The following is a 14372-nucleotide window of genomic DNA, read 5'->3' as shown; positions in this document are numbered from 1 at the left end:
AAAGTTTGTGTGAAATAAAGTTTTGTTTCTTAAATAAAAGTATTGACAAAATAAAATTTTATCGTTAAAATATAAACATAAAATAAAGTTTCACAAAAAGTGATGAAGCAAAACTAAGTTACTCTAAAGGAGGATATGTATGAAACTGATCATCGCTGCCCACGGGCAGATGGCACAGGAAGTGGTCAATTCAGCCAATATGGTTTTCGGCGGAATTGAAAATGCGGAGGCCGTTACTTTTGTTCCTGGCGAAAATGCCGACGATCTGAAACAAAAGTACCAGAACTGTATGACAGAGGGAGAAGATGTACTGTTTTTGGTGGATTTGTTCGGAGGAAGCCCCTATAATGCGGCATTTCAGATCGCAGCACAGACTGAAAACACAGATGTGATTTCCGGACTGAGCCTTCCGATGCTCCTTGATGTGGTTGGCATCAGAGAGACATATGAAGAGATTCGTCCATGGGAAGTGTATGACAAGCTTGGAAAAGACACCTACATAAAATCATGCAGAAACTTATTAAACCGGCAGAACGAAAAAGAAGAGGAGGATGAATTATAATGAAAATCAATTTATGCAGGATCGATGACAGACTGATTCACGGACAGGTAGCAACTGTCTGGGCAAAAGAGGCGAATGCGGAAAGAATCATCGTGTGCAGTGACGAGGTGGCAAAGGACGATATCAGAAAGACACTGCTTTTACAGGTGGGGCCTCCGGGAATCAAAGTCAGCGTTGTCGATATCGCCAAAGCAATTCGTGTTTACAACAATCCTAAATATGAAAATGATACTGTGTTTTTATTATTTACATGTCCGCAGGATGTATTAAGAATGATCGAAGGCGGTGTGCCGATCACAAGTGTCAACATCGGAGGAATGGCTTTCAAAACAGGAAAAGAACAAATTACAAAAGCTGTGTCTGTGGATGAAAGCGATAAGGATGCTTTCCGCAAAATGCATGAGAGAGGCGTAGAGCTGGAAATCCGTCCGGTAGCCACAGACAATAAAATCGACTTAATGACAAAAATCTGATAGAGGAAAGAAAAGGGAGGAACTATTATGGGATTATCAGGAATTCAAATTGTATTGCTGTTTATCGTATCTTGTATCGTAGGAATGGGAAGTGTGCTGGATTCTTTTCAGACACACAGACCGCTGATCGCATGTACACTGGTGGGAATCATTCTCGGTGATGTAAAGACCGGAGTTATGCTTGGGGGTACTCTTGAGATGATCGCCCTCGGATGGATGAACATCGGAGCGGCACAGTCTCCGGACTCCGCACTTGCCAGTGTTATTTCTACCATTCTCGTTATCGTAGGAAATCAGTCTGTATCCGCAGGAATCGCCATCGCACTTCCGGTTGCAGTTGCAGGACAGGTGCTGACCGTGCTGGCAAGAACTGTCACAATCTTTTTCCAGCATGCGGCAGATAAATATGCGGAGGATGCAAACTTTAAGATGATTGACATCTGCCATATCACCGCTCTGGCAGTTCAGGCACTTCGTGTTGCTATTCCATGTCTTTTAGTGTCTATGGTTGTCAGTCCGACAGGGGTTCAGAGTATGCTGAACATGATCCCTGACGTGATTACAACAGGGCTTTCCGTAGCCGGAGGATTTATCGTAGTTGTTGGTTATGCAATGGTGCTGAACATGATGGGAGCAAAATATCTTATGCCATTTTTCTTCCTCGGATTCGTCATTGCCGCATTCACAGACTTCAACTTAGTTGCGTTTGGTATCATGGGTATCGTATTCGGACTTATTTACATACAGTTAAATCCAAAATTTAATATGCCGAAAGCTGTTCCGGCAGCGGCTGCTCCGGCAGGAGGGGCATCCATGGATGCGGATTTAGATGACGACTTAGACGATGAATTAGATTAGGAAAAGGGAGGAAACAAGATATGAGTGAAGAAATCAAAAACACAGAAAATACTTTAACAAAAAAAGACCGTGTCAGTATGTTTTTAAGGAGCAACTTCCAGCAGGCATCTTTTAACTTTGAGCGTATTCATGCTCTCGGATTTGCATTCGACATGGTGCCGGCCATCAAGAGACTTTATCACACAAAAAAGGAACAGTCAGAAGCGTTAAAGCGCCATATGACCTTCTTTAATGTAACTCCGGCCTGTGTCGGACCGGTACTTGGTGTGACAGCAGCGTTGGAGGAAACAAAGGCAAACGGTGCGGACATCGATGAGGGAACTATTGGAAGCATCAAAATCGGTCTGATGGGACCTCTGTGCGGAGTCGGTGATCCGATCTTCTGGGGAACCCTTCGTCCGATCACGGCAGCAATCGGTGCATCCATGGCATTGACAGGAAACATTTTAGGACCGTTATTATTCTTTGTACTTTTTAACGCAGTCCGTCTGGCCGCATTATACTTTGGCTTGGAGTTTGGTTACAAAAAGGGACTGGATCTTGTAAAGAATCTGGCAGGAAACATGCTTCAGAAAGTTACAGAGTGTGCTTCTATCTTAGGACTGTTCGTCATGGGCGCTTTGGTTTCAAAGTGGACGACCATCAACGTTCCGCTTGTTGTATCTAAGGTTACCGCAAACGGAAAGACAACAGTCACAACCGTGCAGAACATTTTAGACCAGCTTATGCCGGGGCTGCTGGGACTTGTTTTGACCTTAGTTGTCTGCCGCCTGTTAAAGAAGAATATCAGTCCGATCCTGATCATCTTTATCTTATTTGCAGTCGGCATCATCGGTTACGGATTAGGAATTTTAGGAGCATAGAGATTCTCTGGGAGGAGTGAAGAATGAAGACAAAAGCAGTAAGACTGTACGGACAGGAAGATATAAGACTGGAAGAATTTGAACTTCCTCCGATCAAAGAGGATGAGATTCTTGCTGAGGTCGTGACAGACAGCCTTTGCATGTCCAGCTATAAGGCGGCGATACAGGGTGAAAAACATAAAAAGGTGCCGGAAGACATCAATGAAAATCCGATCATCCTGGGGCATGAATTCTGCGGAGTGATCCTTTCGGTAGGTGAAAAATGGAAAGGTCAGTTTCAGGCGGGTGACAAGTTTGTCATCCAGCCGAACATCGGGACGAAAAATGGTTTTGCTCCGGGGTATTCCTATCCTTATGCAGGGGGAGACGCCACAAAGATCGTGCTGATGAATCAGATCATGGAAAACGGTTCTCTTTTGAAATACAACGGGGAGTCCTTCTTTGAAGGCTCCCTGGTGGAACCGCTGTCCTGTGTGGTCGGAGCATTTAACGCACAGTACCATCACAAGAAGATGTACAGCTATGAACATGTCATGGGAGTCAAAGAAAATGGAAATATGGCGATCTTAGGGGCTACCGGTCCCATGGGATTCCTGGCTATTGACTTTGCGCTGCACGGCCCGAAGAGACCAAAACTGCTGGCGGTTACCGGCAGAACAGAATCTAAACTGGATCTTGCGAGGAAGCTGTATACAGAAGAAGAGGCAGAAAAACAGGGAATCAAACTTGTCTACGTCAATACGGGACAGATGGAAGACTTCAGCGGCCCTCTGCGGGAATTAACAGAAGACGGACGGGGATTTGATGATGTCTTTGTGTTTGCGCCGAATGAGCAGATGGTAACCCAGGGAGAGAAGCTTCTGGCCTTCGACGGATGCCTGAACTTCTTCTCAGGACCTGCCGACACCGGGTTTACGGCTCCTGTGAATTTTTACAATGTACATTATAATTCCACACATTTCATCGGTACAAGCGGAGGGAATACGGATGATATGAAGCAGTCGATCGAGCTGATCGAACATAAGATTGTGAATGTGGCAAAGATCGCAACCCATGTGCTTGGACTCGACCAGGTGGCTGAGACAACGAAGCAGCTTCCGAACCTTGGGGGAGGGAAAAAAGTCGTCTATACGCACAGGAAGTTTCCGCTGACCGAAGTTGACAAGCTCAGCGAAATAAGTGACAATAAATTAAAAGAAGGACTCGGTCCGATTCTTGAAAAACATGGTCACTTATGGAGCGCAGAAGCAGAAGCATACTTTTTAGAAAACGCTCCAGAGATTTGAAAGGGAGAGTTTTATGGCAAAGGAAGCAACGGTAAGGAATCAGATATTTTCTGCATATGACAGTTTGTTTGATGCCGAAAAGAAGGTTGCGGATTATCTGATGAATCATCAGGAAAAGGCAATCGAGATGTCAGTTTCTGAGCTGGCTGCGGCATGTGAGGCCAGCCAGGCTACGATCGTCCGGTTCTGTAAGAAAATCGGGTGCAACGGCTATCACCATCTGAAGATCAAGATGGCGAAGGAAATGCGGGAACAGGATGACCATGAGTTTTCTAATGAGATCAGTATCGACAATATCGAACAGTCACTGATGAATATTATGGCCAGCAAGATGGAGGAACTGAAAGAGACTCTGAGCAGCATCGACGGAAAGATGCTCAGGGAGATCATAGACCTGATCCTGAATGCCAAGGTAGTAGAGTTTACTGCCATGGGGAACACGATTCCGATCGCACTGGACGGATCTTATAAGTTCAATCAGCTCGGAATCCCGGCAGTCGGCTCTACCATCTGGGAAACCCAGGAAGCCTATGCGAGGACCATGAGAAAGGGTGATGTCATGATCGCCGTTTCCGCCTCCGGAGCTTCCAGACATCTGCTTAATATGGCCAACATTGCCAAGGAAAACGGAGTGAAAGTAGTTGCTATCACGAACCAGGCCAAGTCACCCCTTGCGGAGGCAAGTGACTATACGCTGGTGACCGCAACAAGGGAGCAGGTTTTCCACGATCAGGTCAGTTTTACAAGGATGGCTGCCATGGCAGTGATCGACAGCCTTTTCCTGCTGCTGTTTTCAACAAAGTGGGATTCTTTCAAAAACTTGACTGAACATGAACAGTCAGTGGCGGAAGATAAGATTTAAGTTTTTTATCACAGTTTTCGTTTCATTTTAATATCCCTCCTCCAATGGGTGATAAAAAACTTTTTTCATATAGATGTATTTTTACCGCATCAGATCAAACAGAGTGTAGTATGAAAAACAAGCATTTAATTGGAGGATTTTTTATGAACGAATCATGGTTGGGCCTTGAAGGCAAGACAGTCATCGTAACCGGCGGGGCATCCGGAATCGGGAAAGCAGTCGCCCAGGAATTTTTAAATGTCGGGTGCAATGTAGTTGTTTCTGACATGGCGCCGGAAGCGCCGGAGTTTGACACTGCTGCCGGTAAGTTTCATTACGTGAAAACGGACGTAACCAGTGCAGAAGATGTGGATGCCATGGTAAAAGAAGTGGTGGACACATTCGGAACCGTAGATGTACTGGTGAACAACGCAGGGATCAATATCCCGAGACTCCTGGTGGACCCGAAAGAGCCGAAAGGACAGTACGAACTGGACGAAGCAGTCTGGGATAAAGTGTGCAGCGTCAACTTAAAGGGAGTGTTCTTCTGTGCACAGACAGTGGGCAGAATCCTTGTGGAAAAAGGAGAAGGAGTCATCATCAACATGTCTTCTGAGAGTGGACTGGAAGGATCTGAGGGACAGAGCGTGTACGCAGCGACAAAGAACGCAGTCAACTCCTTGACGAGAAGCTGGGCAAAAGAATTAGGAAAACAGGGAGTGCGTGTGGTAGGCGTGGCACCTGGAATCATGGAAGCGACAGGATTAAGAACGTTAGCGTATGAATCAGCGCTGGCATATACAAGAGGAATCACAGTGGATGACTTAAGAGCGGGCTATAGTAAGACATCAACAACACCGCTTGGAAGATCCGGAAAACTTTCAGAAGTGGCAGATATGTGTGTATATCTGGCAAGCCAGAGATCTTCCTATGTACATGGTGTGACCATCAATGTAGCCGGCGGAAAGACCAGAGGATAAGAACAAAATTCATGTATAAAAATGAGGGGATCATAAGTATGTCGGTTTTATTTATGATCCCCATATAAACTATATTTGTAGCATCCCTATTATATTAAAGATCATATTGCTATTTATATAAATAAAGAGGGAAAGAGCATGTCCAGCTACTTCCACGTTTTAATGTAGTTTGCCATGTCCCTCCGATAAAAGAGGAACTATGTTTAGGAGCATATTTCTTAAAACCAGTTTTATAATCAAATCCTAAAGCGGGATATTTGTTTTTTTGCTGATTTACCCCTGCTGCTGGATTCAAAGTGCGGAAGAATACAATTTTAGTTTTAACACTTACACCGGGTTGAACTTGTTTTTTTACTTTTCCTACAATTCGGTCTAATCTTGCAGTTGTACTTTTTGTCGTGAAATATATTCGTAGTGTAAAGTAAACGCTGTCGGTTTTGTCCCATTTTCCATCACCGTAGTCACCGGCAAAGACATTATTTTGGAATAAATCAAGTAAAGAAGCTTGCTCTCTTAATTGAGAAATATCGTCGGTAGAAGCTGTGAGTATTTTTGAGTTATGCTCTTTATCCTCAATTTCATAAGTTTTAAGAAAGTATTTAGTATTTCCATTTTCTATTTGCATAACTTGTTTTTTTTTCTGTTCCATGTTCAAGACCGTATTTATATAAGGTCTTATTGTCTTGTTCAGAGAGATTTTCTTTTTCTAAAATACTAGAAACCTCTGTATTATCTGCAGGTTTACTATCTGCATATATAACTGAAGATTGAGTAATTACAAAAAGAAAAGTAGTTATATAAATAAAGAATTTTTTCATAAAGTATCTCCTTTCTTTAAGAAAAAGTTAATAGCGGTAAGCAAGTATCCTCCTAAGTAAATGAAGTATACTAAAAAATAATTATCAAAATTACCGACATAATTATTTTTAATAAGATACAGCCATAAAATAATGGGAATAAGGATGGCTACTAAACTAAAAAGAGCAGTGATTTTATTCAATGAATTAACGATTAAGTTTTTGCTAAAAAAGCATACAAAAATTCCTAGAAAAACATAGAAACAATATTTTAAAATATAAATCTTTAGAATAGAACCTGAATATAGAGGAATTTGTTCCTCAAGATTTGTTATAAAATATGCTAGGATATAAGAAATAATTGGGGTAATATACAAAGAAATTTTTTTCATAGCGGGCCCTCCTTTAACGAGACTAATAATACAGTTTTTTCTTTTGTTATATTATATGCATTTTATTAGAAAATAGCAATCGAAATATAAAATATTGTAAGTATAAACAAATATAAAAAATTCATAGAAATGTAATGATTGAAACAACTATAAATTTGACCAAACAACTATGTGGATTTATAGTCAAATCTCTCTTAATAATTTAGAAATATGTTTTAAAAACTAGTAATGTTATTACAAATAAAAAATTGAATATTTGTGTAAAATTATAATTCACCATTTTAGAAATATAAAATACATTAAAAGATTTATTATTTTACATGTTGTTATTTTTGAGTCTCTAATCAATAACCAGAAAAGCTAGAGATTGTTGGCTTGTATTTTTTATAGATTTAATTGATGTAAATATTGAAGTAAATAAGAAGAGATAACATATGCTGATGGAAATTACGGTAGGAGTGGTTCTTGCTGCAGATTAAGAATAAAGGAAATTGGGAAATGGCATGACCATCAATGTAGTCAGCGGATAGGCTAGAGTCTAAGAAAAATAGAAAGGACCATTTTTGTAGAGGCTGCACTGTCAGTTAAAAGCTGTCTGACAATCTCTTCTTCTCAAATAATAGGAAAGTCCGCCGTTTGGCGGACTGTAAAAAAATATCTCATAAGAGGGAGCACATAAGGGAAAAAGGTCGATTTAAAAACATTCTTCCAAATCCACCGTCATGTAAGTTATCTTCCTCTGTTAAAGCGAGTGTCACCTCAAAGAACTAATATAAGATAGGGTGATAGTTGCTGAAGGATAGAATTAATCTTACACTCCCTTATCGGACATCAGTCTAGAGGTCTACACAATCTTTAAGATAGTTTAATTTAATTTCATATATAAAAGCGGGTAAGGATTGCCCTGTTCGTCGTGATCGGTTCGTTTGTAGACCTGAAAGCCCATGTGCTCATAAAATCCCTTGGCAAGGGGATTTTGTTCATTGACAGCCAGCTCATTGATGGAATAGTTTTCGATCCCATATTGAATTAACTTCTTTCCCAAGCCTTTTCCTCTTTCTTCCGGTGAAAGAAACAGCATTTCTAGTACTTGATTTTCCAGTCCCATAAATGCAACAGGACAGTTATTTTCGTCTTCTGCAATAATCAAATGAGAAATATTCATGAATGCTTCAGGGACATATTTTTTGATATTTAATATTTCGTTATCCGATAAAAAGAGATGTGTCTTTCTTACAGAGTTCTCCCACACTTTTAACAGCTGTTCTATCAGCAATGGAGTTCTTTCTTTTACTTCAGTAATTCTCATGTTTTCCCCCGTATAATATCTGATTTTTATTTTAATGTTTGTTTCTGATTATAACATGGAATGCAGCAGCGTAACCGCCGAGATAAAGAAAATAAACAAGAAAATAATAATCCATAGTTCCTGCCGGATCATGTCGGATAGAATACAGCCAAAGGAGCACCGGAAGGATGATGCCGGCAATACATATGATATGTATGACACGGTTTCCTGTCTCAGCAGCGATATGTCTGGTGAAAAGGCTCAGCAGGACTCCGAGCAGTACAAAAAATATGCATTTTAGAATAAAAGGCTGCATGGTCATATCCGGACGATACAGCGCCTGTTCTTCTGCCACGGTGATACCGTATGCCATTAGGTAGGAAACGGCAGGTGCCGCAAATATCAAAACTTTTTTCATAAGAGAGCTCCTTTCCTATATACTGCATGTACTGCAGAAAATATATACTGTCTACATTATAAAAGAATTGGTATGCTATAACAATAGCAACGGGAAAATGTAAGAACATGTAAATAAATTGTAAATATTGAAGTTATACTGCAACAGTTCTGAAACTCCTATGATTTCCATTAATATAGCCGTTGGAAAGACTAGGGTTTAAAAAAATAGAAAATATCGTTTTTGTGGGGCTGTAGTGCCAGTTAAAAGCTGGACAGCAGTCCCTTTTCTTATACTTTAAAGGATTTATAAGAACAAAAGCGAGTTGGTTGATAGAATAGAGACATCTGTCTACAAAGAAAATTTAATAAAGCAATAAAAACAATAATATAAATAATAAACAATAAAATAAATATTGACATGTGCTTAAAAAGAAGATAAAATAATAAAAAGAATAAAAAACAATACCAACCACTAGAAAAAGGAGGAAACAATGGAACATGCATTATTTTCGGAAAAACTGGTCAAGTTGAGTTTGACTGGATTAACCAAAGATCAGATTATTAATGAAATGGTTGAAGTTTTGTGGAAAGATGGGAGGCTCAGTGACAAGGAGCAATTTACAAAAGATGTATACGCAAGAGAGGCAGAAATCACAACTGATCTGGAAATAGGAGCTGCTATGCCGCACGCCAAATCAAAAGCTGTTTGTCAGCCCTCTGTTGCGATTGGTATTTCGCAGAAAGGAGTTATTTTTGGAGAATCGAAGGAAAAGAGCTATGTATTCTTTATGGTGGCGATGCCTGAAAATGCGGCGAAAGAACATATAGAAGTTCTGGGCAAGGTTACAGGTGTCTTGTTAGAGAAGGAAAATATTACGGCTTTAAAGAATGCCAGGACAGAAGAGGATGTTTTACAGCTTTTTTGCCAGGAAAAGAAGGAAGTCATAAACAATCATTCGGATGTGCTGTTGTTGGGAGCAACTGGGTGTACATCAGGAGTCGCACATACATATCTGGCAGCGAAAGCACTGCAGAAAGCAGCGGGTGAGCACGGAGTACAGATCAAGGTTGAGACAAATGGGTCGATCGGGGTAGAAAACTCCCCAACTGCAGGGGAAATAGCGCAAGCAGAATGTGTTATCATAGCAAGTGACAGAGCAGTGGAAATGTCCCGTTTTGACGGCAAGAGAATTATCTATGCAAAAGTTAAGGACGGTATTAATAAAGCAGATGATTTGATTGAGAAAGCCTTAAATGGAGAAGGAGAGATTTACCATCATAATGGTGATAGAAGCAATTCTCAGACAGGGCAGAAACGGGAAGGGAGTATTTATACTGCTTTGATGAATGGTGTTTCTTATATGCTTCCGTTTGTAATCGTCGGAGGTATCATGACGGCTCTTGCATATGCATTCGGCGGTCAGGTTACAGATACCGGTCTTGTCATTCCGGATGGAAGCTTCTGGCAGAAAATAGCCGACCTGGGCAGTGCCGGGATGACACTGATGACTCCGATTCTTGCAGGGTATATTGCATATGCGATTGGTGATAAAGTCGCATTGGCACCCGGTTTACTGGGAGGCTGGGTTGCAGTCAATGGTTCTTTTTATGGGTCAGAATCCGGAACCGGTTTTCTGGGTGCCATTGTTGCAGGATTTTTAGCCGGATATGTGGTGAAGGCAATGAAAAAGATAAAATTCCCGGAGGCGATCCAAAGTTTGGTTCCGCTGATCATCATTCCCATTGCTTCATCGCTGATTGTAAGTTTTGCATTTATATTTGTCATAGGAGTTCCGATCAGTTCAATGATGACAGCCCTGTCTGATATGTTGTCCGGGCTGAACGGCGGCAGTCTTATTATTTTAGGTATTGTGATGGGCTTCATGCAGGGATTTGATTTCGGCGGCCCGGTCGGAAAGACACTTTTCATGTTTTCAATCGGCATGATGGCGCAGGGACAGTTTGAGTTTATTGGAGCTGAAGCAATGGCAATTCCTGTGGCACCGATCGGAATGGCGATTGCAACCTTTATGGACCGCAGGAGCAGATTTTTTAATGATGAAGAAAAAGCAAGCGGTAAAGCGGCGCTGGTCATGGGATTTTGTGGGGTCTCAGAGGGAGCCATTCCTTTCGCGGCAGCCGATCCGCTGGCAGTAATTCCGGCAAGTATGATCGGTTCTGCGGTAGCAACCACTATGGGATTACTCTTTTCGATTACAGATGCCATTGCCTGGGGCGGACCGATTGTTGTAGTTTTAGGATTAACCAATCATCCGTTGCTCGCAATTATCTGTATGCTGACAGGATCTATTGTAACTGCACTGGTGTATTATGCCATTAAAACGGCCAGGACAAAAAAATAAATGATATAAGATGACAGGTGAAGGGAAAAGAAATGAAAAAAAGTCTGATTGAAGGGGAGCAGAATGCCGAAGTCAGTGTCAAAATTCCATGTGAGAAGTCTTTTGTTGAACAATTGGAGATTATGGAACTTTATACTGAGACACATAGAAGATATGACAGCCTCTGTAAGGAAAAACGGGAAGTGGAATGTCTGAAGGTTTTGTATCCCAGGATGTTCCGTAAAATAGAAGAAAAGGATCTGATTGTTGGACGTCTGGACTTCCTGCCCATAGGTTTCGGCTGTGTGACATCCCTTGGCGGAGTCGGACATTACTGCGTATTCCATAAGCTAAGGGAATTTGAAAGAAACATTGGGAAAGAATATGAAAACCGTGTGGAGAAACTATTTGAATACTGGGAAGATCATGATGTGAAAGCACTTTTTTGCCGGCATGTTCTGACGGAAACAACCATTGGAAGGTTCATAGACTGTGATTATCCGCTGATGGCAACCGCACGGTTATCCGGAATGATGCTGCATTATGACTGGCTGTGTGAAAGAGGTATTGGAGGGATCATAGAGCACATTCGGGATAAAATAAAAGCAGATCCAGGAAATGATTTTCTGCAAAGTTCTTTGGACGCCATGTATTTGCTCCAGACTGTAATTGATGATCAGCAGAGAAAGTTAAAAGATGCCTGTGCTGGTGCGTCAGATTCAAGACAGAGAGAACTGGATCTGATGTTAAAAGATTTAAAGCATATCCGTTCTTCAAAACCAGAGACATTTCACCAGGCAATCCAGCTGATCTGGCTGTATGCGCTGGTGGCGGGATGTATTAATTATGGGCGGTTAGATGATATTCTCGGACCTTATCTTGTCAATGATCTGAGAAAAGGTCTTATTACAGAAGATGAAGCGTATGCATATTTGAAATCTTTATGGACATTGATTGAAAACCGGAGAACAACCGTCAATGGAAGAATTATCGTTGGAGGATATGGACGGAAGAATCCGAAAGAGGCTGATGAATTTGCCAGGCTGGCAATCAAAGTTACAAAGGACTGCAAATATGTGGAACCGCAATTTACTCTGCGTTTTAATAAAGAGACACCGGAAGATATCTGGAATATGGCTATGGACAGCCTGGGTGAGGGAGCAACATATCCTACTTTGTATAATGACGATGTGAATGTTCCCGCAGTTATGTATGGGATGCGCATTGATAAGGAGGCTGCCGAGCAGTATGTTCCGTTGGGATGTACAGAATTTGTTATACAGGGACAAAGCGTTGGTACACCAAACATTTTATTTAATCTGCTGAAACTTTTGACCATTACTTTAAATAAGGGAATCGATCCTTTTGATGGTAAATATAAGGCCGGACCGGTTCGGATCAAAGATTTATCAGAAATGGCAACCTTCGATGATCTGTACAGTAATTATAAAGAGCTGCTGGATTACTATATGGATTTGTCAATTAAGGGTCAATGTTACTCATATGAATGTATGAATCAGGAGGTAAGCTTTCTGTTTACGAGTATTCTGATGGATGATTGTATTGAGAGAGGGAAATCGTTACTGGACGGAGGAGTAAGGTATCTGGGCGGCACCAATGAAACATACGGAAATATCAATACCTCCGATTCTCTGTATGCCATAAAAAAACTGGTATATGAGGATCATACATATACACTGGAAGAAATTCATGAGGCTGTCATGCACAATTTTGAAGGCTATGAGAGATTGAGAAAACATCTGCTGGAATGCGATAAATACGGAAATGATTTGCAGGAAGTGGATGACCTTGCCAATGATTTGTACGAATATGTTGCAAAAGGTGTTAGACAGAGAGGGATTGATGCCGGACTGCAGTATTTTCTGATCGTAATCAGCAATAATCAGGTGAATACAGAGTGGGGCAGATGCACGGCAGCTTCTCCGGATGGGAGATTGTCGGGGATGTTTATGAATCCGGCCAACAATCCGCAGAGCGGAGCGGCAAAGTCGGGACCGACGGCCTGTCTGAATTCACTGCGCAAGTTTGATCCAAGGTACCATGGAGGAAGTGTTCAAAGCATGAAATTTACTCCGAACGTTTTCAATAACGACAGGAAGAAAACAAACATGCTGTTAAAAACATATTTCAAACATGGAGGATGCCATCTGATGATCACTGTGGTTGACAAAGGTGTTTTAGAGGATGCCCAGAAGCATCCGGAGAAGTATCCCAATCTTATTGTGAGAGTCAGTGGATTTTCAGCCGTCTTTGTTGACCTGGAAAAAGATGTCCAGGATGAGGTTATGGCGAGGGTTCTTTATGATTGATCAAAAGGTTCAGATTATGGAAATTGAACGGTTCGCCATTCACGACGGACCGGGAATACGCAGTGTCGTATTCTTTCAGGGATGTCCTCTTCATTGTCCGTGGTGTGCCAATCCGGAGTCACAGCAAATAAAAACACATCTGTTTCACAGTGAAAGCAAATGTACAGGCTGTGGTCACTGTCTGGAACATTGCCCAAAACAGGCTCTGTATGCAGATGATCATCATATCAAGTATCATGAGAATTGTTGTATTCATTGTAATAAATGTGTTTTCGGGTGTCTGCAGTCTGCACTAAGTTGGGTTGGGAAATCATGTACTATCGAGGAAATATTGAAAGAAATAGAAAAGGATGATGCGTATTATCAGGAAAGTCAGGGAGGAGTAACGCTTTCCGGCGGGGAAGTGTTTACACAATTTGCTGCTTTGAAAAGCCTGTTGAAGGAGTTGAAAAAAAGAAACTATCATATCTGTATAGAAACATGCGGAGAATTTGAAACACGGTTACTCGAAGAGGTTCTGGGAAATGTGGATTTGTTCTTGTTTGACATGAAACATTCCAGGGCTGACAAATTGTATCAGGTGACGGGCGGACATCTGGATTTGATCAAACATAATATTCAAACGATTGCACAGTATCATCCGGACCATATCATCATACGCGTACCTGTCATTCCCGGATTCAATGACGAATATGAGGTGATAGAAGAAATTGTTGAATTTGCACACCAAAACAAGATTTCAAAAGTCGAACTTCTTCCATTTCATAATCTGGGGAAAAGCAAATATGACCAAATGGGTATTCCTTATCAATATCAGAGTGTACCGAATATGAAGGCGGCTGATCTGGAAAAGTATACGGATATTTTTTTGAAGTATCATGTTGAAGGCATTCTGGGAAATAAGGTTTTAAAATAAGAAACAGGGGTGTGGCACATGCGTTTTGTGCCATACCCCTGTAGT

At 41.3% G+C, this 14372-nt stretch carries 15 protein-coding genes; 10 read left to right on the top strand and 5 right to left on the bottom strand.

All coding sequences use genetic code 11. The annotated features are described in order from the left end of the window. Positions 1 to 139: 139 nt before the first annotated feature. From ANCC_RS11765 to ANCC_RS11735, 7 genes are all read left to right on the top strand, one after another. Positions 140 to 562: a PTS sugar transporter subunit IIA gene (locus ANCC_RS11765; protein ID WP_006568995.1), complete on the top strand. Its 423-nt coding sequence runs from the start codon at positions 140 to 142 to the stop codon at positions 560 to 562. Then, entirely contained in the window at positions 562 to 1035 is a 474-nt protein-coding gene (locus ANCC_RS11760) for a mannose/fructose/sorbose PTS transporter subunit IIB (RefSeq protein ID WP_006568994.1), read from the top strand. The genes ANCC_RS11765 and ANCC_RS11760 overlap by 1 nt, the downstream gene beginning before the upstream one ends. 27 nt (positions 1036 to 1062) lie before the next feature. After that, positions 1063 to 1893 (top strand): PTS mannose/fructose/sorbose transporter subunit IIC, encoded by an 831-nt coding sequence (locus tag ANCC_RS11755; RefSeq protein ID WP_006568993.1) that lies wholly within the window; start codon positions 1063 to 1065, stop codon positions 1891 to 1893. A 20-nt stretch (positions 1894 to 1913) separates the two neighbouring features. Beyond that, a complete protein-coding gene (locus tag ANCC_RS11750) occupies positions 1914 to 2756 on the top strand; it encodes a PTS system mannose/fructose/sorbose family transporter subunit IID (RefSeq protein ID WP_006568992.1) in 843 nt (280 codons plus the stop codon). Positions 2757 to 2779: 23 nt separating this feature from the next. Further along, entirely contained in the window at positions 2780 to 4042 is a 1263-nt protein-coding gene (locus ANCC_RS11745; protein WP_006568991.1) for a zinc-binding dehydrogenase, read from the top strand. A 13-nt stretch (positions 4043 to 4055) separates the two neighbouring features. Beyond that, positions 4056 to 4904 carry a MurR/RpiR family transcriptional regulator gene (locus ANCC_RS11740; RefSeq protein WP_006568990.1) on the top strand — a complete coding sequence of 283 codons (849 nt, stop codon included), beginning with the start codon at positions 4056 to 4058 and terminating at the stop codon, positions 4902 to 4904. 143 nt (positions 4905 to 5047) lie between these two features. Beyond that, positions 5048 to 5863: an SDR family oxidoreductase gene (locus ANCC_RS11735; RefSeq protein WP_039947111.1), complete on the top strand. Its 816-nt coding sequence runs from the start codon at positions 5048 to 5050 to the stop codon at positions 5861 to 5863. 109 nt (positions 5864 to 5972) lie between these two features. Here ANCC_RS11735 and ANCC_RS11730 read toward each other — a convergent pair whose 3' ends face one another. The 5 genes from ANCC_RS11730 to ANCC_RS11710 all read right to left on the bottom strand — a co-directional run bounded on the left by ANCC_RS11730 (position 5973) and on the right by ANCC_RS11710 (position 8758). Continuing rightward, positions 5973 to 6512, bottom strand: a complete 540-nt coding sequence (locus ANCC_RS11730) for a hypothetical protein (RefSeq protein WP_156340462.1) — start codon at positions 6510 to 6512, stop codon at positions 5973 to 5975. Continuing rightward, positions 6463 to 6681 (bottom strand): hypothetical protein, encoded by a 219-nt coding sequence (locus ANCC_RS11725; protein ID WP_006568987.1) that lies wholly within the window; start codon positions 6679 to 6681, stop codon positions 6463 to 6465. The genes ANCC_RS11730 and ANCC_RS11725 overlap by 50 nt, the downstream gene beginning before the upstream one ends. After that, positions 6678 to 7052 carry a hypothetical protein gene (locus ANCC_RS11720; RefSeq protein ID WP_006568986.1) on the bottom strand — a complete coding sequence of 125 codons (375 nt, stop codon included), beginning with the start codon at positions 7050 to 7052 and terminating at the stop codon, positions 6678 to 6680. The genes ANCC_RS11725 and ANCC_RS11720 overlap by 4 nt, the downstream gene beginning before the upstream one ends. 865 nt (positions 7053 to 7917) lie before the next feature. Beyond that, on the bottom strand, positions 7918 to 8361 hold the full coding sequence (locus ANCC_RS11715) for a GNAT family N-acetyltransferase (RefSeq protein ID WP_006568985.1): 444 nt from the start codon (positions 8359 to 8361) through the stop codon (positions 7918 to 7920). A 31-nt stretch (positions 8362 to 8392) separates the two neighbouring features. Next, on the bottom strand, positions 8393 to 8758 hold the full coding sequence (locus ANCC_RS11710; RefSeq protein WP_006568984.1) for a hypothetical protein: 366 nt from the start codon (positions 8756 to 8758) through the stop codon (positions 8393 to 8395). Positions 8759 to 9230: 472 nt separating this feature from the next. Between ANCC_RS11710 and ANCC_RS11705 the strand changes: the two genes are divergently transcribed. The 3 genes from ANCC_RS11705 to ANCC_RS11695 are packed head-to-tail and all read left to right on the top strand — an operon-like array spanning position 9231 to position 14327. Continuing rightward, the gene (locus ANCC_RS11705; RefSeq protein ID WP_006568983.1) at positions 9231 to 11102 is read left to right on the top strand and encodes a PTS fructose transporter subunit IIABC; all 1872 of its coding nucleotides are present in this window, start codon (positions 9231 to 9233) and stop codon (positions 11100 to 11102) included. Positions 11103 to 11134: 32 nt separating this feature from the next. Beyond that, on the top strand, positions 11135 to 13411 hold the full coding sequence (locus tag ANCC_RS11700; protein ID WP_039947108.1) for a pyruvate formate lyase family protein: 2277 nt from the start codon (positions 11135 to 11137) through the stop codon (positions 13409 to 13411). Continuing rightward, entirely contained in the window at positions 13404 to 14327 is a 924-nt protein-coding gene (locus tag ANCC_RS11695; RefSeq protein ID WP_006568981.1) for a glycyl-radical enzyme activating protein, read from the top strand. Before ANCC_RS11700 ends, ANCC_RS11695 begins: the two co-directional genes overlap by 8 nt. The last annotated feature ends 45 nt before the right edge of the window (positions 14328 to 14372 follow it).

It is taken from the genome of Anaerostipes caccae L1-92, from assembly GCF_014467075.1.
Taxonomy (GTDB): domain Bacteria; phylum Bacillota; class Clostridia; order Lachnospirales; family Lachnospiraceae; genus Anaerostipes; species Anaerostipes caccae.
This window is presented reverse-complemented; position numbering and strand designations above follow the sequence as displayed.

What these genes read in the sequence shown, in the direction of transcription:
- ANCC_RS11765 (WP_006568995.1), top strand. Translation starts at nt 140, where the DNA reads ATGAAACTGATCATCGCTGCCCACGGGCAGATGGCACAGGAAGTGGTC.
- ANCC_RS11760 (WP_006568994.1), top strand. Translation starts at nt 562, where the DNA reads ATGAAAATCAATTTATGCAGGATCGATGACAGACTGATTCACGGACAG.
- ANCC_RS11755 (WP_006568993.1), top strand. Translation starts at nt 1,063, where the DNA reads ATGGGATTATCAGGAATTCAAATTGTATTGCTGTTTATCGTATCTTGT.
- ANCC_RS11750 (WP_006568992.1), top strand. Translation starts at nt 1,914, where the DNA reads ATGAGTGAAGAAATCAAAAACACAGAAAATACTTTAACAAAAAAAGAC.
- ANCC_RS11745 (WP_006568991.1), top strand. Translation starts at nt 2,780, where the DNA reads ATGAAGACAAAAGCAGTAAGACTGTACGGACAGGAAGATATAAGACTG.
- ANCC_RS11740 (WP_006568990.1), top strand. Translation starts at nt 4,056, where the DNA reads ATGGCAAAGGAAGCAACGGTAAGGAATCAGATATTTTCTGCATATGAC.
- ANCC_RS11735 (WP_039947111.1), top strand. Translation starts at nt 5,048, where the DNA reads ATGAACGAATCATGGTTGGGCCTTGAAGGCAAGACAGTCATCGTAACC.
- ANCC_RS11730 (WP_156340462.1), bottom strand. Translation starts at nt 6,512, where the DNA reads ATGGAACAGAAAAAAAAACAAGTTATGCAAATAGAAAATGGAAATACT.
- ANCC_RS11725 (WP_006568987.1), bottom strand. Translation starts at nt 6,681, where the DNA reads ATGAAAAAATTCTTTATTTATATAACTACTTTTCTTTTTGTAATTACT.
- ANCC_RS11720 (WP_006568986.1), bottom strand. Translation starts at nt 7,052, where the DNA reads ATGAAAAAAATTTCTTTGTATATTACCCCAATTATTTCTTATATCCTA.
- ANCC_RS11715 (WP_006568985.1), bottom strand. Translation starts at nt 8,361, where the DNA reads ATGAGAATTACTGAAGTAAAAGAAAGAACTCCATTGCTGATAGAACAG.
- ANCC_RS11710 (WP_006568984.1), bottom strand. Translation starts at nt 8,758, where the DNA reads ATGAAAAAAGTTTTGATATTTGCGGCACCTGCCGTTTCCTACCTAATG.
- ANCC_RS11705 (WP_006568983.1), top strand. Translation starts at nt 9,231, where the DNA reads ATGGAACATGCATTATTTTCGGAAAAACTGGTCAAGTTGAGTTTGACT.
- ANCC_RS11700 (WP_039947108.1), top strand. Translation starts at nt 11,135, where the DNA reads ATGAAAAAAAGTCTGATTGAAGGGGAGCAGAATGCCGAAGTCAGTGTC.
- ANCC_RS11695 (WP_006568981.1), top strand. Translation starts at nt 13,404, where the DNA reads ATGATTGATCAAAAGGTTCAGATTATGGAAATTGAACGGTTCGCCATT.